The sequence below is a fragment of the Allokutzneria sp. A3M-2-11 16 genome, assembly GCF_024213555.1.
Classification (GTDB): Bacteria; Actinomycetota; Actinomycetes; order Mycobacteriales; family Pseudonocardiaceae; genus Allokutzneria.
The window spans coordinates 166584-187163 of the sequence record NZ_JANAVO010000011.1 but is presented as its reverse complement, the minus strand read 5'-3'; the positions used below and the strand labels follow the sequence as shown (position 1 = coordinate 187163).

Below are 20580 nucleotides of genomic sequence, written 5' to 3'. Positions count from 1 at the left end.
GCGCGTGCCATACGCTTGTCGCGAGGGCCGGGGTTTCATCCCGTGCCCCTGACAGGCCCAAGGGCACGCGCAAGGGGTCCCCAGGTCAAGCCGACCCCCACGCTGGTACCGGTGCGAGCTGGAAGCCCCAGCCCGCGAACGCTGGAAGTCCAGCCACGCAAGCTGGAAGCCCAGCCCACTGCAATCCCAACAAAACCTCACACAGAAATCTCCGCCAACTTCCCCCGAAGATAAGTATCAGCCAACACCGGCGGATAAGCCGTAACCCCCACCGGCGGCCCCAACGAAGAAATCCACGTCTTCGGCGACAGCTCGTAAAAGAAGATCAGCGACACCAGTTCTTCCTTCGGTGCCCGGGGGTCGGGCGGGAGCACGCGGTGCCGAGTCGACCGCCACCGATCTCCGGTCCACCTCGCCAGCAAATCCCCGATATTGATCGTGAAGGCCGCGGGATCGTAGGGCGCGTCCACCCATCGTCCGTCCAGAGTGTGCACTTGGAGTCCGCCGAGGCCCATTTCGCGGTCCAGGATCGTCACGGTCCCGAAATCGGTGTGCGGTCCGATGCGGAATTGCCCGGGCTCGGGTTCGCCGACGTCGGTCAGCGGCGGGTACCGGTTGATGTTCATGGTGAACGAGGGGTGCCGCGTTTCGCGGGTGAAGAAGTCCTCTTCCTTGCCGAGCGCGACCGCGCAGATCGTCAGCAGTTCGTCGGCCAGCGCGCGCATCCGCGCCAGGTACTCCTCGGCGTGCGCTCGCAGGGAAGGGGATTCGGCGGGCCACACGTTGTCCGGGAACCAGAACCCGTCGAGCTCCGGGTCGCCCGTTTTCTGCTCGGAGCCGACCGAGTAGGTCTCCTTGAGGTCCGGTGGCGTCACGGTGCCCTCGGCGAGCCCGTTGGCCTCGACGCCGGGTGGCAGCCAGCCGCGTTCGCCGACCTTCACCGCGTACCGCCGCTTGACCTGCTCGGGCTGGGCGAAGAACTCCCTGGCCGCGGTGCGCACCGACGCGCGCAGTTCGGTGGGCACGCCGTGCCCGGTCACCAGGAGGAAACCCGACTCGCGCAGCGCACTGTCCACTTCGGACGCGACGGCGCGGCGGTCGGCCTCGTCGCCGTGGAACCAGGGTTCGAGGTCGATGCTGGGGACGTCGTCGTGGGGAACTGTCATGGCCACCCTCCACTCGCGGGACCCGCCCCGACATTCTGCCCGGTGCCCCAGTACGGGCAAGGGACAGCGCGGGCAGGGACGACGACGGCCCGGGCGGAGGTCCACCCGGGCCGTTGTCGTGCGTCGCGGCTAGTGCACCGCGAGCAGGTCCACCACGAACAGCAGCGTCTCGCCCGGCTTGATCACGCCGCCCGCACCGCGGTCGCCGTAGCCCAGGTGCGCCGGGATGACCAGGTGGCGGCGCCCGCCGACCTTCATCCCCTGCACGCCCCGGTCCCAGCCCGCGATGACGCGGCCCGCGCCGAGCGGGAACTCGAAGGTCTCGCCGCGGTCCCAGGACGCGTCGAACTGCTCGCCGGTGGAGTGCGACACCCCGACGTAGTGCACGCTGACGACCTTGCCCGCCGTCGCCTCGTCGCCTTCGCCGACGACGATGTCGGTGACCACCAGGTCGGCGGGCGCGTCGCCCTCGTACTTGTCGACCTCGGGCTTCTCCAGGGCCATGCCCGGTCCTCCTGTAGTTGTCCTCCAGTGCAGTGCGTCCATCATGCGTGGTCGGCCGATCGGGACGCGGACCGGGTTCACCTTCACCCATTAACTCGATCGGGGTAGTTTTCCGGGACGGATTGTGGTCCACTCGTGGACGTGAAGAAGTTCCCATTTAAGGTAAACATGATAAATGACATGGGATTCACGTGACAAAGGGCACTTCAGAATCGTGACTGATGGCCTTGTTCAGCCAATCGATGACTGGGTATTTCTTTTGCATGAGCGCGCGACGTGTCTCCCCGGTCCTGCTGTCCGCTCTTCTCCTGACGGCTGTCGGCTGCGCGGGCCCGGCCGGCCCCGGCGGGAACGACGGTGAGCTGGTGCGCACGCCCGCCGGAACCCTGCGCGGCGTCGCGACCGCCGAGCACCGCAGCTTCTCCGGCATCCCGTACGCCGCCCCTCCCTCCGGCCCGCTGCGCTGGCGCTCGCCGCAGCCCGCCCAGCCCTGGACCGGCGTGCGCGACGCGACCAAGCCGGGCAGCCCCTGCCCGCAGGAGTCCACCGCCTACGCCCAGTCCGACAGCGCGACCGAGGACTGCCTGTTCCTCAACGTGACGGCGCCGCGCTCGGCGACCGCGCGCTCCCCGAAGCCGACCATGGTGTGGGTGCACGGCGACGGGGTGGTCGGCGCGGGCAACTACTTCGACGCGCGTCAGCTCGCCAGCACCGGCGACGTGGTCGTGGTGACGATCAACTACCGCTTAGGGGTCTTCGGCGGCTTCGCCCACCCGGGGCTCGCCGACTCCGGTTCCTACGGGCTGCAGGACCAGCAGGCCGCGCTGCGCTGGGTGCGCGAGAACATCAGCGGCTTCGGCGGCGACCCCGGCAACGTGACGCTCTTCGGTGAGTCCTACGGCGCGCTGGCGACCACGGCGCACATGACCGCTCCGGCCTCCAAGGGCCTTTTCCAGCGCGCCATCGTGCAGAGCGGGTTCGCGCTGATGGACCTGCCCGCCGCGGCGATGATGCCGGGGCTGCCCGCGATCGAGTGGTACGGCTGGCGGTCGTTGCCGTCAGCGGAGGAGGACGGCTCCAGGATCGCCGCCGAGGTCGGCTGCACCGATCCCGCGCGGACCCTGGACTGTCTGCGCGCGGTGCCGGTGGCGAAGCTGATCCCGCACATGCGGCTGTTCCAGCCCTACGCCTTCGGCACGTCGGTGCTGCCGGAGCTGCCCGCGAAGACGCTGCGCGAGGGCCGGGCCGAGCCCGTGCCGGTGATCACCGGCACCACCCGCGACGAGCACAGCACCCTCGTCGGGCTGTTCCACGACATGGTGGGCAACCCGGTGACCCCGCAGCGCTTCCCGGAGCTGGTGGCCGAGGCGTTCGGCGACCAGGCCCCCAAGATCATCGCGAGGTACCCGCTGTCGGACTACGCCTCGCCGAGCGTGGCCTGGGCGGCGCTGCTGACCGACCGGATGTGGGCGCGGGCGAACTACGAGCAGGCCAGGCTGTTCGCCGGGAAGGCGCCGACGTACTTCTACTCCTTCGCCGACCGCGGCGCGCCGATGTACCTGCCGCTGCCGCCGAGCCTGCCGCCGGGCGCCTTCCACGCCGCCGACGTCCCGTACCTTTTCCGGGACGCGGATTTCGACAGCAAAATCAGCCCGGAACAGCGCACGCTGTCCTCGGACATGATTCGGTACTGGGCGAACTTCGCGCGTTCGGCGAATCCGAACGGATCGACGCTGCCGCAGTGGTCCCCGTTCGGCTCCGGCGAATTCGTGCAGCAGCTCGCGCCGGGGGAGAAGAACATCGGGCGGATCGACTACGTGGCCCAGCACAAGCTGGCGTTCTGGAACTCCCTGAGGTGAGCCGTCCATTACGCAGGGTAATCTAATCTGATTACTTTGTGTGATGGCGGCGACAAAGTGGCTGCTCGGGCGGGCGGCGGAGGTTCTACTTGGCGAGCAATCGTCGTACTTGGTCAGAACCTGACAAGGACCCCTCATGCGTCGCTCGTCCTCCGCCGCCCTGGTCTCCGCGCTCGTCGCGGTCGTGCTCGCGAGCACGACCCTGCCCGCTGAGGCGTTCGGGCACCGGCACACCTTCGCCAGCCCGTCGCCCTCCTACAAGCGCACCGACTCCAACGGCACGTTCACCGCGCAGGTGAGCGCGCGGTGGACCTCCAGCAGCGCGGTCACCGTGCCGTGGGCGTTCACCGTCGCGCCCCAGGTCCGCGCAATCGCGGCGGGCCGCATGACGTGCAAGGCCGGGCACATGCAGCTGCCGTACACCGACCACCACCGCAACATCGCGGTCACCTACACCTGGCACTCCTCGGTGCCGAAGAACGCCCGCAACAAGAACTACGACCTGTGGGGCCACTGCGCCTTCCCGGTCAAGGTCGGCGGCAAGACTGGCATGGCCAACCTGCGGTTCACCTTCGCCTACAAGGTGAGCGGGCCCGCCAAGCGCTCCGCCACGGCCGCTGGAGTCGAGCAGGGCGGGCCGGAGTTCACCAGCGAGCTGACCATCTCCTGAGCACTAGCCCGGTGCGCTGAACGTCTCGCGGCGCACCGAGCCCGGTGGCCGACGGGCGCTGGGAGCACCCAGCGCCCGCGAGATGCCCCGGGCCGCCGCGCGCACGGCGGGCAGGTGCGCGTAGGCGTCGCCGTTCTCCGACGGCACCACGACCGAGATCGCCGCGACCACAGAGTCGTCCGGGCCGCGCACGGGGGCCGCCACCGACACCGCGATCAGCTCGATCTGGCCGTCGCTGATCGCGAAGCCCTGGCGCCGCACATCGGCCAGCACCCGCCGCAGCGCCGCGCCGTTCGGAATCGTCTTCTCGGTGAACCGCTTGAGCGGCAAGGAGATCGCGGCCTCCTGCACCTCGTGCGAGGCGTACGCGAGCATGACCAGCCCGACCCCGGTCGCATACGCGGGCAACCGCCCGCCGACGCGGGTGAACACGTGCACCGCCTCGCGCCCGGACAGCCGCTCCAGGAACACCGAGTCGTTCCCGTCGAGCACGGCGAGCTGCACGTTCTCGTGCGTCGCCTCGTAGAGGTCCTCCAGGAACGGCATGGCCGTCTCGCGCAGGCCGAGCCCGCGCGGGGCCAGCGCGCCGATCTCCCACAGCCGCAAGCCGATCTGGTAGCGGCCCTCGCCGTCGCGTTCCAGGCCGCCCCACGCGGCGAGCTCGCCGACCAGGCGGTGCGCGGTGGTCAGCGGCAGACCGGTGCGGCGGGAGATCTCGGAGAGGGTCAGCCGCGGGCTGCCGGGGCCGAACGCCTCCAGGACGCTGAGCAGCCGCGCGGAGACGCTGGGCGGCGGGGTGGCTGGCCTGGGCATCGGAGCGCCTTCCTGGGGGTGGGGACGACCAGGGCTTCCGCTGGGCGGAAGATCTCTGGGCGCGAGGGAAGTGTTCCCACCACTCTTGGCGCTCGGCAAGCCCCGCTCGGTTTTCCTCCGGAGGTCGCATGCTCACCCAAGACCGGCTGACCAGTGCGCGGTGGGTCCTTCCGCTGTGCTGGAGCGCGGTGCTGCTCGACGGTTTCGACCTGGTGGTACTCGGTACCGTTCTGCCGACGCTGCTGGACGGCGCCGTGTGGGGGCTGACCCCGGCGAGCGCGTCGGTGGTCTCCACGGTCGGCCTGCTCGGCATGATGGTCGGCGCGCTGGTGATCGGGACGGTCACCGACCAGATCGGCAGGCGCAGGGCGCTGGTCTTCGCCGTCGCGGGATTCTCCCTGTGCACGGCCCTGTGCGCGGTCGCGCCGTCGGTGACGGTGTTCGGGCTGCTGCGCTTCCTCGCCGGGATCGGGCTCGGCGGCTGCCTGCCCACCGCGATCACCCTGGTCACCGAGCAGGCCAGGGCGGGACGGGTCAGCGGGACCACGACGATCATGACCGGCTACCACGTCGGCGCGGTGCTGACGGCGCTGCTGGGCATCGTGGTGATCCCGCAGCTGGGCTGGCGGGCGATGTTCGTGATCGGCGCCGCCCCGGCGCTCGTGCTGGTACCGCTGATGATCCGGTACCTGCCGGACTCCTTCTCCCGCGAGCACTCGAAGTCCTCCTTCGCGACCATCGCCTCGTTGTTCCGCGGTGGGCTCGGGCGGGCGACCGCGGCGTTCTGGGCGGCCTCGTTCATGGGGCTGCTGCTGGTCTACGGCCTCAACACCTGGCTGCCGCAGATCATGCGCGCGGCGGGCTACGAGCTCGGCGACGCGCTCGGCCTGCTGCTGACGCTGAACCTCGGCGCGATCGCCGGCCTGCTCGTTGCCGGGTCCATCGCCGACCGCGTCGGCGTGCGCCGCGCGGGGGTCACCTGGTTCACCGTCGCCGCGGTGGCCCTCGCGCTGCTCAGCGTCCGCCTGCCGCAGATCGGCGTGTACGTCGCGGTCTTCGCCGCCGGGTTCTTCGTGTTCAGCTCGCAGGTGCTGGTGTACGCCTACATCGGGCGGGTGTACGCGGCGGACAACCGCGCCACCGCGCTGGGCTGGGCGGCCGGGGTCGGCAGGATCGGCGCGATCTCCGGCCCGCTGCTCGGCGGCGCCATGCTCACCGCGGGCGTCGCATACCCTTGGGGTTTCTACGCTTTCGCGATCGTGGGGGCACTCGGGGCGGTCGCTTTGCTGGGCGTCGGTCAAGCGCACCAACGGAAGTAGGGTTTGGTTCGAGAACTCTTCTGCGACCCGCGCGTTCATCCCGCGCGGTTCCGGGTACCCGGCTAGCGTTGTCGGCTTCTTCTCGCCGAGATCCCCGGAAGGGAGAGCGGAATGCTCGTCTTCACCCCCACGGCCATCGAGGTCGTCCGCACCATCACCTCTGCGGAGGGGGTGCCTGAGGGAGCCGGGCTGCGCATCGCCGCCACCACGGACGGCGGGCAGCCGGGCGCCCTGGAGATGTCGATCACCCCTGGCCCTGAGGAGGACGACCAGGTGCTCGCGGGCGAGGGCACGCACGTCTTCCTCGACCCGCTCGCCGCGGTGTACCTCGACGACAAGGTCCTCGACGCCGAGGTCACCGATGACGGACAGGTCGCGTTCGCCCTCGGGGAGCAACAGGACCAGGCCCCCGACCCCCAGGCGTAGCTATACTCATCCCGTGCACTCCCATCCCGCGCGCCCCCTCCACCTCCGCTGAGGTAGCTAGAGAACTCCCGTTTCGTACTCATAACGGGATTTGGGAGCGCTCTTTTTCCTGCTATGAGTACGAAACGGGAAAAGCGGCGGCCTCAGCCGAGGAGGGGTGACTGGGCGGGGTCGCGGCCCAGGAACGCCAGGAGGCGCTCGCCCGGGGTGGCGTCGTCGGCGACGGGGTTCTCGGAGCCGAACATGCCGGAGAGGCGAACGCGCCGCTCGTGCTCCTTCATGGCGCGCAGGCATTCCGTGGCGAGCGCGTCGTCCAGGGCGAACTCCACACCGGTCGCGCGCGCCAGATCCCACGCGTGCACAAGCGGCTCGACCAGCCCGCTGTCCAGGATTTCGTCCACAGTGGACGGTCCGCCGGGGTAGGTGGTCACCGGCCGGGTCGCGAGGCCGGGATCGGCGAGCGCCGTCCCCACCTCCGCGTAGGTCGTGCGCCACGCCCCGCGCGGGTCTCCGCCGACCCTGGCGGCCGGGTCCTCGTCCGGCATGGTCGGCCGCTTCCCGGCGATCCACGCGAAGAGCATGTCCTGCGAGCTCAGAACGTGACCGACGACGTCCCGCGCGGTCCAGCCCCGGCACGGGGAAGCGGCCGTCCACCGGTCCTCGGGCACCGCCCCCGCCACCGCGTCGAAACCCGCCATCGCCCGCTGGTACCGCACAGTCGCCTCGCTCACCGGCACAGGCTAGCGTTGATCACCCCGCCACACGAAGGTCGCCGAGGTCTTGGCGGGCAACGAGTAGGTGAAGGATTGGCTGCCCCAGCCGACCTTCGGGTTCTGGGTGCCGGACGTGGTGTTGTGGGCGATCAACACCTTGGAGCCGTCCGGGTTGCGCCACGCCACGTTGCGCACCGCGGCGTTGTCGGTCGAGTCGATCCGGACGGCCCCGGGCTTCACGAACTTCGTCAGGTGGCCCATCGTGTAGTACTCCACGGTGTAGTCGACCTGGCCGTGCCTGCCGTCCCCGTTGTGGACGGTGATCAGCCCGGTGCAGACGCCGCAGCCGCCGTTGTGCGGACCCTGGTTCTGGTCGAGCGCGAGGCTCCACTTCACCACGCTGCGGGCCCAGTGCCTGGTGTAGTCGATGACGTTGAGCATGTCCTCGTCGTGCTGGTTCCGGATCCAGTTCCCGCCGGAGTGCTCGGTGCCGTACGCCTTCACGCCCGGGTACCGGTTGTGCACCTCGGTCTGCTTCGCGACGTCGCCGCCGTACCCGTGCCACGCGATGCCGCCGAACAGCGGGTCCCCGGTGATCTGCGGATCAGCGAGTTGCTGAGCGCCCCAGGCGTCGTAGTCGCTCCAGTTCCAGTCCAGCACAAGGGTTTTCGTGTTGGTGACGCCCGCGCGCCGCAACGCGGGCCACAGCGCGTTCTTGGTGAAGTAGACCAGCCCCTCGGTGTTCCACCGCATCGACGGATAACCCGCGCAGCACGTCGGTTCGTTCTGCGCGGAGATGTAGTCGATCGGGACGCCACGTGACTGGTAGGCCTGGATGTACTTGGCGAAGTACTCGCCGTAGGCCCCGTAGTACTTGGCCTGCAACCAACCCTGGTGCATGTGGTTGTTGTCCTTCATCCACGCGGGTGCGCTCCACGGCGAGGCCATGACCGTCATCGCGGGGTTGAGGTCCTTGGCCTGCTTCGTCAGCGGCAGGATGTCCGCGAGATCGTGGTTGATGCTGAAATCGCTTACGTCGCAACAGGTGTTGTCGTAGGAGTAGTCGAACCGCGCCAGGTCCGACGAGGCCATCGGGTTGCGGATGAAGGACAGGCCGATGCCCTCGGCGGGGTGGAACAACTTGCGCATGGTGGCGTCGCGGGTCGCCGCGCTCAACGCGCCGCTACTGCCCATCAGCCAGCCCGTGGTGTCGGTGATGGACGCGCCGCCGCCCTCGAACTGCTGGTAGGTGCGGCGTTCGTCGACGGTGATGGTCGCGCCGCCGGTCCCGGGCGTGAAGCGGATCGGCGTCTGGGGTTGCAGTCCCCTGGTGACCACGCGACCCCGGTCGTCGGAGGTGGTGGTGAGCCAGGAGTCGACGGTCTCCCCGGCGTCCAGGGCGGGTACGGGTGCCGCGGTGACGGCGACCGCGGTGACGAGGGCGATCAAGGCAGGGCGCACGGCATGACCTCACACGTGGGGTGGCGAGGGCGGCGCTTGCCTGGAATGAAGTGGATTCATGTTAGCCGGGTGGGCGCTCTGACAACGGAATGCCTCAATCTGTTCACTCTTCGGAGAAGAATGAAACGCGCTCTTCCCCCGTTCGAGCGAGATCCGGACACTCTGCGTCAACGTCGGGGAGAGGACACCGCCTGTGCTTGCCACCCGGAGCAGTCGCTGGAGTTCGCTGGCCGTCTCGCTCGGCGTCATCGCCGCGGTCGTGCTGGTCCAAGGGCCCACCCCCGCGAGCGCGGCCACCCCGCTCACCGTCGCGCAGGCGATCGGTCAGCAGAACGGCTCCTCGGCGACCGTGCGCGGCTACGTGGTCGGCCAGCCGACCGCCGCGTCCACGGTCGTGCGCTCGAACTTCCCCTCCGACACCGCGATCGCGCTCGCCGACACGGCGACCGAGACCGGGACGTCGCGGATGATCTACGTGCAGGTCACGTCGGCGTTCCGGGCCTCCTACGGGCTGCGGGCCAATCCCGGCCTGCTGGGCACGCGGCTCGACGTCACCGGCAAGCTCGGCGCGTACTTCACCCACGCCGGGCTGACCTCGCCGACCGCGATCACGCCTAGCGGCACCACCACGCCGCCGCCCCCGACCACCTCGACGAGCCCGCCGCCGGTCGGCTCCGACGACTACTACCGGGACGCGATCGGCAAGACCGGCCCGGCGCTGAAGGCCGCGCTGCACGGGATCATCAAGAACGGCACCAAGCTGTCCTACGACCAGGTCTGGGAAGCGCTCAAGGTCACCGACGAGGACCCGAACAACAGCGCCAACGTGATGCTGTTCTACGAGAACCGCTCGCTGAGCAAGAGCGCCAGCGGCGGCAACCCCGACGACTGGAACCGCGAGCACGTCTGGGCGAAGTCGCACGGCAACTTCGGCACCGCCACCGGGCCGGGCACCGACGTCCACCACCTGCGGCCGACCGATGTCACGGTGAACTCCACCCGCGGCAACAAGGACTTCGACATGGGCGGTTCCCCGGTCGGCGAGGCGCCGGGCAACTTCACCGACGCCGACTCGTGGGAGCCCGCGAACTTCGCCAAGGGCGACGTGGCCCGGATGATCTTCTACATGGCCGTGCGCTACGCGGGCGGCGACGGCTTCGCCGACCTCGAGGTCAACAACAGCGTCAACAACGGCACCAACCCGTTCATGGGCAAGCTGTCGGTGCTCAAGCAGTGGAGCGAGCAGGACCCGCCGGACGCCTTCGAGAAGCGGCGCAACCAGCTGATCTTCGAGCGGTTCCAGCACAACCGGAACCCGTTCATCGACCACCCGGAGTGGGTCAACTCGATCTGGCCCTAAGCCCGAGGCCGTGTCCCGCATGCCCCGCCCGCACTCCGCACACCAAGTAAACTCTGCCCATGCACTCCACCCGCCCGTCCACCCCATCCACGGCGGGTGCCGTCTAGAGAACCCCGTTTCGTACTCATAACGGGAAAAAGAGCGCTCCAAAATCCCGGCAAGAGTACGAAACGGGGATTTGGGCTGCGCTGGGGATGGTTCGGGGTGGTGTCACGATCGTGGGGGGCCGCTTGCAGAACGGCGGGCTAGTGGACGGTTCCGCGCACGTACACCCACAGGCCGTCGCGGCGGACGAAGTCGCTGTTCTCCCGCAGTTCCCCGGCGCGACCGCGGACGCGGTAGCTCGCGACGAACTCGACGGTGCCCTCGGTGTGGAACACGCCGCCGCCGGCGGTGGACAGGATCTCCAGCCCGGTCCACTTCTGGCGCGGCTCGAAGTCCACAGTGGACGGACGAGTGTCCGGGTGCCAGGTGCGCAACAGGTACGCCTCGTCGGAGACGGCGAAGGCGCTGTACCGGGAGCGCATCAGCTGTACCGCCGTTGACGCCGCGGCCGCGCCGGAGTGCAGGGCGCCGCAGCACTGGTCGTAGGACTTGTCGAGCCCGCACGGGCAGGTCATGGCCACGCTGTGATTCTCACAGCACGCGTTGGTACACCGAGACGCACTTCGGGGAGTAGGGCGTGAACGGCCGCTGCGCGTAGTCCTCGTACCGCTCGGTCAGCCGCAGCGCGACGTTGCCCGCCAACAGGTCCAGCTCCTCCGGCCGCGGCACCCTGGCAGGTCCGCCCCAGGACGCCGGGTCCGGCAGGGCGCCCTCGATGATCAGCCTGCCGTCCGCGGAGAGCCGCTGGGCCGCGGCGCCGAAGCACTTCGCCCACGCGGCCCGGTCGGGCAGCAGCGCGAACGTGTCGCCCGCGATCAGGACGCACCCGAACGGGGCCGTGATCGGCGGCTCCGTCATGCACCCCTGGAACACGGTGACCAGCCCGTCCGGGTCCTTCGACCGCAGCCGCGCCAGCATCGCCGGGGAGTCGTCGACGCCGTAGGCGCGCACCCCGGCCTTGGCCAGCGGGATCGCCAGCCTTCCCGTGCCGACCCCGAGCTCCAGCAGAACGGCGGGATCGGTCCTGGTCCGGACGAAGTCGACGAGCGTGGGAATGTCGTCGCGGCCCACGTGCAGCCGGTCGTAGGCCCGCGCGAACGCCTCGCCGTGGCCGGTTCTGCTGGACAACCGCTCTCCTCGTTCGTCGCGTCACCGATCTTGATCGTGGCGCCCCGGGCTCACTGTTGACAATTCCCAATCACTGGATCGTGGTCACCTCGCTGAGTTCTCCGTCACACGTGGTTAGCTCGGCCGATGGTGCGACGCAGCGCGGGAATCCTGGTGTTTCGCGGGGCCGGAGAGCGGACCGAGGTGCTCCTCGGCCACATGGGCGGCCCCTTCTGGGCACGACGGGACGCGGGCGCGTGGTCGCTGCCCAAGGGCGAGTACGCCGAGGACGAGGCGCCGGAGGCGGCGGCCCGGCGCGAGTTCACCGAGGAGCTGGGGCTGCCCGTTCCGGACGGCGAGCTGATCGAGCTGGGCGAGGTGCGGCAGTCCGGCGGCAAGCAGGTCACCGCGTGGGCGGTGCGCGGCGACCTGGACCCCGCCGACGTCGTCCCCGGCACCTTCACCATGGAGTGGCCGAAAGGCTCCGGCACGCTGCGCGAGTTCCCCGAGGTCGACCGCGTCGCCTGGTTCTCCCTCGCCGAGGCCGGGGAGAAAATCGTTGCCGGACAACGGGTTTTCCTGGACCGCCTGGAACAGGTCCTGGCCTGAGCCCGGTTCGGGCACATGCCAAGGCGTGCCCTGTCGTCCCTTTTCGTTATGTCATAAGAGAAACGCGGTGGTCCCTCTTGTCGATCTTCGAGCTGTCGATCTTTGGAGGGTCACATGCTCGACTTCGTCGCACTGGATGTGGAAACCGCCAACGCGCGGAGGGGGTCGATCTGCGCACTCGGTCTCGTCGTCGTGGAGAACGGTGTGATCACGCAGCGGCACTCCTGGCTCTGCCGCCCGCCGGAGTCAATCGGGCATTTCGACGGATTCAACGTGTCGCTGCACGGAATCACCGCGAAGATGGTCGCGGGAGAACCGCTTTTTCGGGAACGGCTCGATCACGCGGTCGCGATCATCGGAGATCGGCCCGTCGTCATGCACAACGCCGGATTCGACACCTGCGCCATTCGGCAGGCGTGCGACGCGGAGGGCATGCGCTGGCCGACGTTTCGGTACGGCTGCACGCTGGTGTGGGCTCGCCGCGAGTTGGAGCTGGTCAGCTATCGTCTGCCGCCCGTCGCTCAGGTGCTCGGCGTTCCGCTCGACTCCCACCACGACGCCGCCGAGGATGCTGAGGCGTGTGCCCGGATCTTCTTGGCCATGGCGGAAAAGCGCGGCAGTGCGACGGTCGAGGAGTTCGCTGTGGCGGCCGGGGCCAGCCTCGGGCGACTAGGGCCCGATGGGTGGCGGGGTTGCGTTTCGGTTTCGGCGAGTGTCCCTTCCAGGTCGCGTGCCGAACTCGTTTCCCCTGTCGTCAACACCGATTCCGACGCGGACCACCCGCTCTTCGGGCAGGTCGTGGTGTTCACCGGTGCGTTGTCCCGGCGGCGACAAGAAGCATGGGATGCCGTTGCACTCTTGGGGGGAACCCCGGAGGACAGCGTCACCAAACGCACCACCCGTCTGGTGATCGGCGGCGGGTTCAGTGGTGACGATCCCGCGGACTACTCGACCGGGAAAGCCGCGAAAGCCCTTCGACTGCGGCAGAAAGGGCATCCGATCGAGGTGCTCACGGAGGTCGAGTTCGAGTCGCTTCTCCGGCTGGCGTCGTGAGCTGGTAAGAATCGGGGCTCGCCCGCGCTTTGGAGGACAGGATGACCGACTGCGTTGTCGACGCCCGCAGCGACGAGGTCGCCATCTGGCACGTGCACACCGGCTTCGACACGGGGATGCCGCGGCTGACCGGCGCGTGGGTGCTGCCGGTCGGCGAGGTCGCCAAGATCGACCTGCTGGTGCGCGGCCGCCGGGTGCTGGCGACGGCGGCGGGGGAGAAGGCGCTGCACCGGCTCGGCGTGCGGGTTGAGGCGCACATCGACCCGGACGCCACGCTCAAGGGGTTCGCGGCGCTGTGCGAGGAGCTGCAGGCGGTCTACGACGCGCTGGAGAAGAAGCCGAAGCAACCGACCTGGCCGACGTTGCCGAAGCCGCTGGACATGGGCGGCCTCGGCGTCGAGCCCGCGCTGACGGCGGCCAGGTGGCTGGAGCGGATGGCCATCGTCTGGGACGAGATCGAGGGCGAGCGCGCCACCCGCAAGTACCTGCCTCACGGCCGCGAGCGACGTCCGGTCGCGATCGCGGTCCGCGGGGCTGTGTGAGCACTCCGCGGGGTCGAGCGCTCTCTCGCGTGACGGGATCTACCGCTCGCAGTTCGAGTCCGGGACCAGCAACGGTGGGTTGACGGCCCACTCCGGCGGGGACAGGTGGCGCTGGGAGGGCCGGATTTTCGGTGCCGCGTATGACGATGCGCCACCGGCGGAGCGGCCGAAGTACGGAGCGCTGAACTTCCGCGAGAGGGCGGCCGGGGCCCCGAGGTGGTCGAACCGGGCGGTACGACGCACAGCGCCTGAAGCGCCTGTGGCACTGCACCGCCCGCTTCGGCTACTCCTGGTTGAGCGCGTAGCGCGTCCCGTCCTGGTCCTCGAACAGCGACCACCAGCCCCACGGCTGCTGCACCGGCGGTTGCGGGAAGCGCACGCCGCGCTCGATCAGCTCGGCGTAGGTCTTCTCGATGTCATCGCAGGTGAAGAACACGTTGGAGTGCGGGAGCTCGTCCGGCACCGCGCCCTCCGTTGCGTGGTGCGGGCTCTTGCCGTCCAGCACCAGGGTCACGCCGCTGGGGGACCGCACCTCCAGCCAGCGCGCGCCCTCGCCGTACTCGGCGTCGGTCTGCACGGTGAAGCCCATGCGCTCGACCCAGAACTCCTTGGCCGCATCGCAGTCGCGCACCGTCAGCACGACCTTGCTCACGCCAGAGATCACGGAAAACCCTCCTTGTATATCCATGGTGGATACAACGGGGGCGGACTGTATCCTGTTCGAGTGACCCCCGCAACGGCACCGCCGCTGACCCCGGCGGCCTTCCAGGTGCTGCTCGCGCTGGCGGGCGGCGCCGGGCACGGCTACGGCGTGATGGCCTTCGTCGAGCAGACCTCCGGCGGCACCGTCCGGCTCGGCCCCGGCACCCTGTACCGGACGCTGGCGCGGCTGGTCGCGGACGGGCTGGCCACCGAGACCGAGGGCGCCGACCCCGACGCCCCGCACGACGCGCGCCGCCGCTACTACGAGCTGACCGCGCTCGGCCGCGAAGCCGTGCGCCGGGAAGCGGAGTTGCTGGCCGCGTTCGTCGAGGCCGCGCGGACCGCGGGACTGCTCGGCGAGCGGCGGTGCGCGTGAGCACCCGCCCGACCGGTTTCGCACCGCACCTGTTCGTCAAGGACACCGAGGCCGCGATCGCCTTCTACACCAAGGTTTTCCATGCGCACGAGCTGTGGCGCAACCTGCTCCCGGACGGCACCATCCTCTTCGTCGAGCTGGCCATCGGCGACCACCGCCTGCTGATCAGCGAGGAGACGCCGTCGCTCGACGCGCTCGCCCCGCCGACCATCGGCGGCAGCCCGGTGCAGCTGCACGTGGAGGTCGAGGACGTCGACAAGGTCTACCGCAAGGCGCGGTGGGCGGGCGCGGAGGAGGAGATCCCGCTCCAGGAAGCGTTCTGGGGTGAGCGTTTCTGTGCTTTCCGCGATCCGTTCGGGCACCGGTGGGCGGTCTCGACGGCGCGGGAGCAGCTGAGCCCCGAGGAGATCTACGGCCGCACGCCGCCCGAGGTCTAAGGCAGGTACGAAGAGACTTCGGCGAGCACGTCGAGCGCTTCGCCGCCGACCTTCCCCTTGGCGGATTCGGCTTCCGCGATGGTGACTGTGCTGCCGTTGCGGCGAGAGCCGTAGTGGTGCGCGGTGAACCGAATGTCGGCCAGATCGAGGAGGCTGCTGGCCAACGGTTTGACGTCGCCGTTGCCGTGGACCTTGTGCAGCTTCTCGAAGCTTTCCGCGTGGCTCCGCGCGTGGAAGCGGACCCACACGACTGATACGACAGCGACGTTCCCCTCATCGTCGCCGATCGCGAAGATGTTGCGCTCCAAGGATTTGCACGGTGTGCGAGCGAAGAACCCGCGTATCTCGCCGAAGGAGTTGAGCAGGCAGTTCAGCTCGCTTTTCGCGTGCTTCTTCAGCTCGCGCAGTCCCATTCGTTGCCACGCTTGCCGCGCGTTGCCGCTCTTCGCCGCCTTCGTGCCGTCGGCCTTCTTCGCACTGATGTTGCGCAGTGCGGCCGACTCCGCCGCTGAGCCCAGGGTCGACACACCCCCGGCGCCCATGCCGCTCCCGATGACCAGCGCGCCAGCCGCGGCGATCGCCACGGCGGCAGGGGCCTTCGTGCCCGGATCCGAACCGCCTCCGGCGCCACCGATTCTTCTCTTCGCCATACGGCGTCAACGGAACAAGGGACAGGGCATGACGCGGAATCGGGCTGGCTCAGGCAGATGCCAAGAGTCCCGCACCCGGAGCGCGGATCCGGGTGCGGGACTCAGTGGTTCGTTACAGGCCCGCGGTGAACAGCAGGCGGTTGACGGTGCCGCCGGTGGCGCCGCCGTTGACGACGTTCGGGGTCGCGTTGGTGTTCAGCCAGTTGTGCACGGTGGCCGAGGGTGCGTCACCGAACTTGGACTTGTACAGCGCGGCGACGCCCGCGACGTGCGGCGTGGCCATGGAGGTGCCGCTCATCGTGCCGCTGCCGCCGGTGCGCACGGTGGAGATGATGCTGCCGCCGGGCGCGTAGAGGTCGACGCACGATCCCGTGCTGGAGAAGGACGAACGGCCGTCGTTGCTGTCCGAGGACGCCACCACGGTCGCGGTCTCCACCTTGCGGGGCAGCCGGTCGCAGGAGTTGCCGCTGGTGTTGCCCGCCGAGGTGGCCAGGAAGACACCGGAGGAGATCATGTTGCGGATCGCGGTCTCCAGCGAGGCCGACGCGGTGAAGTTCCACGAGGTGTTGGCGACCGCGGGCTTCTGGGCGTTCTGGGTGACCCAGTTGATCGCGTTGATCGCGGACGTGGTGGTGGCGCCGCCCGAGCAGTTCATCATCTTCACGCCGTGCAGCCGCGCGCCCTTGGCGATGCCGTAGGTGTTCGAGCCGATGGTGCCCGCCACGTGCGTGCCGTGGCCGTGGCAGTCGGTGTTGTTGGTGTCGATGGCGTTGTGGTCGAAGGTGGCCCGCCCGCCGTAGTCGGGATGGCTGGGCGTGATGCCCGTGTCGATGATGTAGGCGTGCACGCCCGAGCCGTTCACGTTGTACGTGTAGCTCTTCGACAGCGGCAGGTTCTTCTGGTCGACCCGGTCGATGCCCCAGGACGGCGGGTTCTGCTGCGTCGCGTCGAGCGCGTCGGTGACGAGCACGTCCTGCTCGATGCTCTTGACCGCTGGGTCGCGGCGGAGCGTGCGGAGCTGGGCCGGGGTCAGCGTGGCGGAGAACCCGGTGACCGCGGCGTCGTAAACGGCGTTCGGCACGACGTTCGCCGCGGCGGCGACGCTGTTCGCGTGGGCGCCCGCCTGGGCCGGGTCGAGCAGCACGATGTAGGAGTCCTTGACCGGCTGCACGGTCGCCGACGCGGCGGTGGTGATGAGCGGCGCCTCGTGCGGCGCGGCGGTCGCGGTCGTCATGGCCAGTGCGCTGAGGGTGGCCGCTGCCGAGAGGACGGCGACGCTTCTGCTGACAGGATGCACGTGTTGGCTCCTTTGGGTCACCAACGATCGCGCGCGCCCCGCCGCAGGGTTGGCGGGGCAGACCTTCACACGATCGTGGCGCTGCCCTTAGCGTGACCAGTCACGATCCTTTGGTCAACACTGTTGTTTCAACGCCAGGAATCATTCGTTCGGCCCTGGCGTCCGCGCCACCACCTGACTAAACGTGACCGCACTCCGCGTTCGCCCGTTTCGTACTCATAGCAGGGAAAAGAGCGCTCCCAAATCCCGATAAGAGTACGAAACGGGAGTTCTCTAGCCAGCCCGGCGGACGATGCGGGGGTCGGGGGCGAGAAGCACAGGACGGAGTGTAGTCGCTCAGGAGGAGACTTCCTTGTCCGCGGGCGGCAGCCAGTCCCGCGTGGGCTTGGGCAGATCGCCGCTGCGCACACCGAGATCCGCCCGCGCGCACCGGTAGAACTCGTCGCGGCGGCGGCCGGAGATCTCGTAGATGCCGATGAACTCGTCCCGGCCGATCGCCTGGCCCCTGGCCACCCAGCTGAGCTTCCAGATCGCCTCGTGCCAGCTCCGGCCCGCCGCGACGGCCTCGGGGGAGCCGAGCAGCAGCACCGCCTCCCACTTGACGGTGCGCTCGATCTCCGCCTCCGCCAACGCTTTCAGTCCCTCTTCGAGCTCGATCGGTTGTGCCCCGGCGGGGTGGCCGTGCGTCGCGGCGAGCCGGTATGACAGCTGCGAACACGTCTTCACGGCGTTGGCGTACTCGATGTACGCGGTCAGCCGCTTCTCGTCCCAGCGCGACGAATGCGTCCGCCGCCACTTGCTCCGCTCGACCAGCGTGGTGGCGGCGAACGACATCAGGCCGCCGACGAGGACACCGGCGAGTGTGACGATCTGCGGGACGGCGCTCATACCCGCAGTCTTCCAGCCCGGTGATCTACCGTGGACCCATGACCAGCGAGTCCCGCGAACAGCTCCGCGATTTCCTGCGCAGCCGCAGGGCCCGGCTCACGCCCGGCGACGTCGGCATGGTGGCCGCGGGCAGGCGCCGGACTCCGGGACTGCGGCGCGAGGAGGTCGCCGTGCTCGCCGGGGTCGGGGTGTCCTGGTACACCTGGCTCGAACAGGGGCGCGACATCACCGTCTCCGCCGAGGTGCTTGATGCGATCAGCACGGCGCTGCGCCTGGCCGAGCCGGAGCGCGAGCACCTCTACCTGCTGGCCGGTCTCAACCCGCCGTGGCCACGGGGTGCGCGCACCACGGCGGTCAGCCGGGAGCTCCGGCAGCTGATCGACGCGTGGTCACCGCGGCCCGCGATCCTGCACGACCGGTACTGGAACGTGTTGGCGGTCAACGATGCGACGCGGGCGGTGTTCGGCTACGGCGACGCCGACCACAACTGCCTGATCACGTTCTTCACGAGCGCCCGCTACCGCGACGCGCAGGTCCACTGGGCTTCGATCGCGCCCGATGTCGTCTCCGCTTACCGGGCCGACGCCGCGCACTTCCCGGAGGACCCGGAGTTCACCAGGGTCATCGACGACCTCAGCGCCGTGAGCCCCGAGTTCGCCGAGCTGTGGGCGCGGCACGACGTGGGCGCGCACAGCCAGGCGGTGAAGGCGGTGCACCACGTCGAGGTCGGGGACCTGGTCTTCGACAAGACGACCATGGTGGTCGCCGACCACCCCGACTGGCGTTTGGAGCTGTTCAACCCGCGCCCCGGCACCGAGTCCGCGGAGCGCGTCGACCGCCTCATGCGCATCCGGCTCGCCGCGCCCGCTTAGCCTGGTGGTGCCACACCCCGGATAGCTTCGCCCTGTTCGTCTCGCGCGGGCCGGTTCACGCTGATTTCCATGACCCGCTTCGAAAACAAGACCGCGCTCGTCACCGGTGGAACGAGCGGCATGGGCCTCGCGACCGCGCGGCGGCTGCTGTCCGAGGGCGCGCACGTCGTCATCACCGGCCGCGACAAGGCCCGTCTGGACTCCGCCGTCGAAGACCTCGGCAGCGACCGTGTCCTTGCGGTGCAAGGCGATGTGTCCGACCTCGACGACCTGTCCATGCTCGTCTCCGCGATCCGGGACCGCCACGGCCGCTTGGACGTCGTCTTCGCCAATGCCGGTGTCGCTTCGTTCGCGCCGATCCCCGACATCACCGAGGCCGAGTTCGACCGCGTCGTGGACATCAACTTCAAGGGCGTGTTCTTCACCATCCAGAAGACCATCCCGCTGCTCTCCGACGACGCCGCCATCGTGATCAACGCTTCGTGGACGCTGCACCGCGGCCTGGTGACCGGCACCCTCTACTCCGCGACCAAGGCCGCCGTGCACAACCTCGCGCACACGCTCGCCGCCGAACTCGGGCCGCGCGGCATCCGCGTCAACTCCGTGAGCCCCGGCTACATCGAGACCGCGATGTTCCACGAGGCCGTCTCCGAGGAGGTCAAGCCCACCGTCGCCGCCGAAGTGGTTTCCGGTCGCCTCGGCACCTCTGAGGACGTCGCGGGCGCCGTCGCCTTCCTCGCGTCCTCGGAAGCCTCCTACGTCAACGGCCAGGACCTGATCATCGACGGCGGCCTCGTCGCCGCCATCCCCGGCGCCCTGGTCTAGTGGTACCCGTCGGCCCGGAGTGTTCGTTCGGCGACCGAAACGCGCGCGGCGGCCTGCGGTGGCGAGCTGATCGTGACACCGGCCTTGGTCAGGATGTCCAGGTTCAACGTCCACGTCACCGCGGACCGCCGCTCCCACAAGGCGAATGCGGAACGGACATGCGTGTGAGCATCCTGTTCCGACATACCCGTCACGTTTCTGAGATGGCTGAACGCCTCGGCCGCAGTGCCCTTGATGGTCGCGAGCCCGAAATGGGTCACGGTGTGGCAAGAAGTGCACAGGCAGATCAGCCGTCGCAGGGTCTGCGTGCGATTCCGCTCCTCAAAAGTCCAGCGCTCGTGTGCCTCCAGCCAACGCCGTGCGGTCCGGTCCTCGCCCGCGCCGCACGCCTCGCACCGGTTGCCCGCCCTGCGTGTGATCATCCGTCGCAGGCGTTCCCAGTCGCGCGGGCTCACGCAGGAACGAACGTTGGTGAACCAGCACGATGACGGCACAAGATCCACGAACAGACCCGAACCGCACGATCGGTCTTCACCCGGGAGCAGGTCGGGAACGTCGGGGAGGGCCGCCCACCGCTCCAGCCCGGCGATCCCGGCCCGCGGCGAGTACCAGCGCTTGGCGTTCGGGTCCCAACGTGCCCCCTGCGCCTTTGCCTCGTTCTTTTCCGCGAACGGCACATCCAGCCACGCGCGTTCCGTCACGCTCTCAGCCCCCTGAAATGAGTGAACGGTCTTGGAGTACCCATACCAGTCGCGGACGGCCGATGTAATCGGGTGATTGCCTGGAACGTCAAGATGAGCGTATTCACGCGCGTTGTCGGGGCCTG

At 69.1% G+C, this 20580-nt stretch carries 24 protein-coding genes and 2 pseudogenes; 14 read left to right on the top strand and 12 right to left on the bottom strand.

Annotated features, from left to right (window positions below):
* Nucleotides 1-197: 197 nt before the first annotated feature.
* Nucleotides 198-1166 carry an isopenicillin N synthase family dioxygenase gene (locus tag NLX83_RS33955; protein WP_254239334.1) on the bottom strand — a complete coding sequence of 323 codons (969 nt, stop codon included), beginning with the start codon at nucleotides 1164-1166 and terminating at the stop codon, nucleotides 198-200.
* Between the two features lie 129 nt (nucleotides 1167-1295).
* Complete coding sequence (locus NLX83_RS33950; RefSeq protein ID WP_254239333.1) at nucleotides 1296-1670, bottom strand: FKBP-type peptidyl-prolyl cis-trans isomerase; 375 nt, start codon at nucleotides 1668-1670, stop codon at nucleotides 1296-1298.
* 263 nt (nucleotides 1671-1933) lie between these two features.
* On the opposite strand from NLX83_RS33950, the gene NLX83_RS33945 reads away from it, so the two are divergent.
* Entirely contained in the window at nucleotides 1934-3529 is a 1596-nt protein-coding gene (locus NLX83_RS33945; protein WP_254239332.1) for a carboxylesterase/lipase family protein, read from the top strand.
* Nucleotides 3530-3665: 136 nt separating this feature from the next.
* Nucleotides 3666-4199 carry a hypothetical protein gene (locus tag NLX83_RS33940; protein ID WP_254239331.1) on the top strand — a complete coding sequence of 178 codons (534 nt, stop codon included), beginning with the start codon at nucleotides 3666-3668 and terminating at the stop codon, nucleotides 4197-4199.
* 3 nt (nucleotides 4200-4202) lie between these two features.
* Here NLX83_RS33940 and NLX83_RS33935 read toward each other — a convergent pair whose 3' ends face one another.
* A complete protein-coding gene (locus NLX83_RS33935; protein WP_254239330.1) occupies nucleotides 4203-5012 on the bottom strand; it encodes an IclR family transcriptional regulator in 810 nt (269 codons plus the stop codon).
* A gap of 128 nt (nucleotides 5013-5140) precedes the next feature.
* Between NLX83_RS33935 and NLX83_RS33930 the strand changes: the two genes are divergently transcribed.
* Together NLX83_RS33930 and NLX83_RS33925 are read left to right on the top strand one after the other, a co-directional pair.
* On the top strand, nucleotides 5141-6331 hold the full coding sequence (locus NLX83_RS33930; RefSeq protein WP_254239329.1) for an MFS transporter: 1191 nt from the start codon (nucleotides 5141-5143) through the stop codon (nucleotides 6329-6331).
* A 111-nt stretch (nucleotides 6332-6442) separates the two neighbouring features.
* Nucleotides 6443-6757: a hypothetical protein gene (locus tag NLX83_RS33925; protein WP_254239328.1), complete on the top strand. Its 315-nt coding sequence runs from the start codon at nucleotides 6443-6445 to the stop codon at nucleotides 6755-6757.
* A 143-nt stretch (nucleotides 6758-6900) separates the two neighbouring features.
* On the opposite strand, the gene NLX83_RS33920 is transcribed toward NLX83_RS33925, so the two are convergent.
* The gene (locus NLX83_RS33920) at nucleotides 6901-7488 is read right to left on the bottom strand and encodes a TIGR03086 family metal-binding protein (RefSeq protein ID WP_254239327.1); all 588 of its coding nucleotides are present in this window, start codon (nucleotides 7486-7488) and stop codon (nucleotides 6901-6903) included.
* A 9-nt stretch (nucleotides 7489-7497) separates the two neighbouring features.
* Entirely contained in the window at nucleotides 7498-8931 is a 1434-nt protein-coding gene (locus tag NLX83_RS33915; RefSeq protein ID WP_254239326.1) for a glycoside hydrolase family 30 protein, read from the bottom strand.
* Nucleotides 8932-9124: 193 nt separating this feature from the next.
* On the opposite strand from NLX83_RS33915, the pseudogene NLX83_RS42355 reads away from it, so the two are divergent.
* Nucleotides 9125-9529 (top strand): annotated as a pseudogene (locus NLX83_RS42355) (DUF6359 domain-containing protein); the annotation flags it as partial.
* Nucleotides 9530-9538: 9 nt separating this feature from the next.
* Nucleotides 9539-10291: an endonuclease I family protein gene (locus NLX83_RS42350; protein WP_254239344.1), complete on the top strand. Its 753-nt coding sequence runs from the start codon at nucleotides 9539-9541 to the stop codon at nucleotides 10289-10291.
* Nucleotides 10292-10536: 245 nt separating this feature from the next.
* Here the strand turns inward: NLX83_RS42350 and NLX83_RS33900 are convergent, their stop codons facing one another.
* Both NLX83_RS33900 and NLX83_RS33895 read right to left on the bottom strand, forming a co-directional pair.
* Entirely contained in the window at nucleotides 10537-10911 is a 375-nt protein-coding gene (locus NLX83_RS33900) for a YchJ family protein (RefSeq protein ID WP_254239343.1), read from the bottom strand.
* A gap of 16 nt (nucleotides 10912-10927) precedes the next feature.
* The gene (locus NLX83_RS33895) at nucleotides 10928-11524 is read right to left on the bottom strand and encodes a class I SAM-dependent methyltransferase (RefSeq protein ID WP_254239325.1); all 597 of its coding nucleotides are present in this window, start codon (nucleotides 11522-11524) and stop codon (nucleotides 10928-10930) included.
* 126 nt (nucleotides 11525-11650) lie between these two features.
* Between NLX83_RS33895 and NLX83_RS33890 the strand changes: the two genes are divergently transcribed.
* From NLX83_RS33890 to NLX83_RS33875, 4 genes and pseudogenes are all read left to right on the top strand, one after another.
* The gene (locus tag NLX83_RS33890) at nucleotides 11651-12112 is read left to right on the top strand and encodes an NUDIX domain-containing protein (RefSeq protein ID WP_254239324.1); all 462 of its coding nucleotides are present in this window, start codon (nucleotides 11651-11653) and stop codon (nucleotides 12110-12112) included.
* 114 nt (nucleotides 12113-12226) lie between these two features.
* Nucleotides 12227-13165 (top strand): exonuclease domain-containing protein, encoded by a 939-nt coding sequence (locus NLX83_RS33885; RefSeq protein ID WP_254239323.1) that lies wholly within the window; start codon nucleotides 12227-12229, stop codon nucleotides 13163-13165.
* Between the two features lie 41 nt (nucleotides 13166-13206).
* A complete protein-coding gene (locus NLX83_RS33880; protein WP_254239322.1) occupies nucleotides 13207-13707 on the top strand; it encodes a hypothetical protein in 501 nt (166 codons plus the stop codon).
* Nucleotides 13700-13864: pseudogene (locus NLX83_RS33875) on the top strand (DUF3626 domain-containing protein); the annotation flags it as partial. The gene NLX83_RS33880 and the pseudogene NLX83_RS33875, both read left to right, overlap by 8 nt.
* 126 nt (nucleotides 13865-13990) lie before the next feature.
* Here the strand turns inward: NLX83_RS33875 and NLX83_RS33870 are convergent.
* A complete protein-coding gene (locus tag NLX83_RS33870; RefSeq protein WP_254239321.1) occupies nucleotides 13991-14371 on the bottom strand; it encodes a glyoxalase superfamily protein in 381 nt (126 codons plus the stop codon).
* A gap of 60 nt (nucleotides 14372-14431) precedes the next feature.
* Between NLX83_RS33870 and NLX83_RS33865 the strand changes: the two genes are divergently transcribed.
* Nucleotides 14432-14785, top strand: coding sequence for a PadR family transcriptional regulator (locus tag NLX83_RS33865; RefSeq protein WP_254239320.1), 354 nt, complete (start codon nucleotides 14432-14434; stop codon nucleotides 14783-14785).
* Nucleotides 14782-15222 (top strand): VOC family protein, encoded by a 441-nt coding sequence (locus NLX83_RS33860; protein WP_254239319.1) that lies wholly within the window; start codon nucleotides 14782-14784, stop codon nucleotides 15220-15222. The genes NLX83_RS33865 and NLX83_RS33860 overlap by 4 nt, the downstream gene beginning before the upstream one ends.
* Here the strand turns inward: NLX83_RS33860 and NLX83_RS33855 are convergent.
* The 3 genes from NLX83_RS33855 to NLX83_RS33845 form a co-directional block, all read right to left on the bottom strand.
* Nucleotides 15219-15872, bottom strand: a complete 654-nt coding sequence (locus NLX83_RS33855; protein ID WP_254239318.1) for a hypothetical protein — start codon at nucleotides 15870-15872, stop codon at nucleotides 15219-15221. The genes NLX83_RS33860 and NLX83_RS33855 overlap by 4 nt on opposite strands.
* A 112-nt stretch (nucleotides 15873-15984) precedes the next feature.
* Nucleotides 15985-17169 (bottom strand): S8 family peptidase, encoded by a 1185-nt coding sequence (locus NLX83_RS33850; protein WP_254239317.1) that lies wholly within the window; start codon nucleotides 17167-17169, stop codon nucleotides 15985-15987.
* A 336-nt stretch (nucleotides 17170-17505) separates the two neighbouring features.
* Nucleotides 17506-18057: a hypothetical protein gene (locus NLX83_RS33845; RefSeq protein WP_254239316.1), complete on the bottom strand. Its 552-nt coding sequence runs from the start codon at nucleotides 18055-18057 to the stop codon at nucleotides 17506-17508.
* Nucleotides 18058-18095: 38 nt separating this feature from the next.
* Between NLX83_RS33845 and NLX83_RS33840 the strand changes: the two genes are divergently transcribed.
* Nucleotides 18096-18929, top strand: a complete 834-nt coding sequence (locus tag NLX83_RS33840; RefSeq protein ID WP_254239315.1) for a helix-turn-helix transcriptional regulator — start codon at nucleotides 18096-18098, stop codon at nucleotides 18927-18929.
* 69 nt (nucleotides 18930-18998) lie between these two features.
* Nucleotides 18999-19754 (top strand): glucose 1-dehydrogenase, encoded by a 756-nt coding sequence (locus tag NLX83_RS33835; protein ID WP_254239314.1) that lies wholly within the window; start codon nucleotides 18999-19001, stop codon nucleotides 19752-19754.
* Here the strand turns inward: NLX83_RS33835 and NLX83_RS33830 are convergent.
* Entirely contained in the window at nucleotides 19751-20455 is a 705-nt protein-coding gene (locus NLX83_RS33830) for a DUF5710 domain-containing protein (RefSeq protein ID WP_254239313.1), read from the bottom strand. The genes NLX83_RS33835 and NLX83_RS33830 overlap by 4 nt on opposite strands.
* Nucleotides 20456-20580 lie beyond the last annotated feature (125 nt).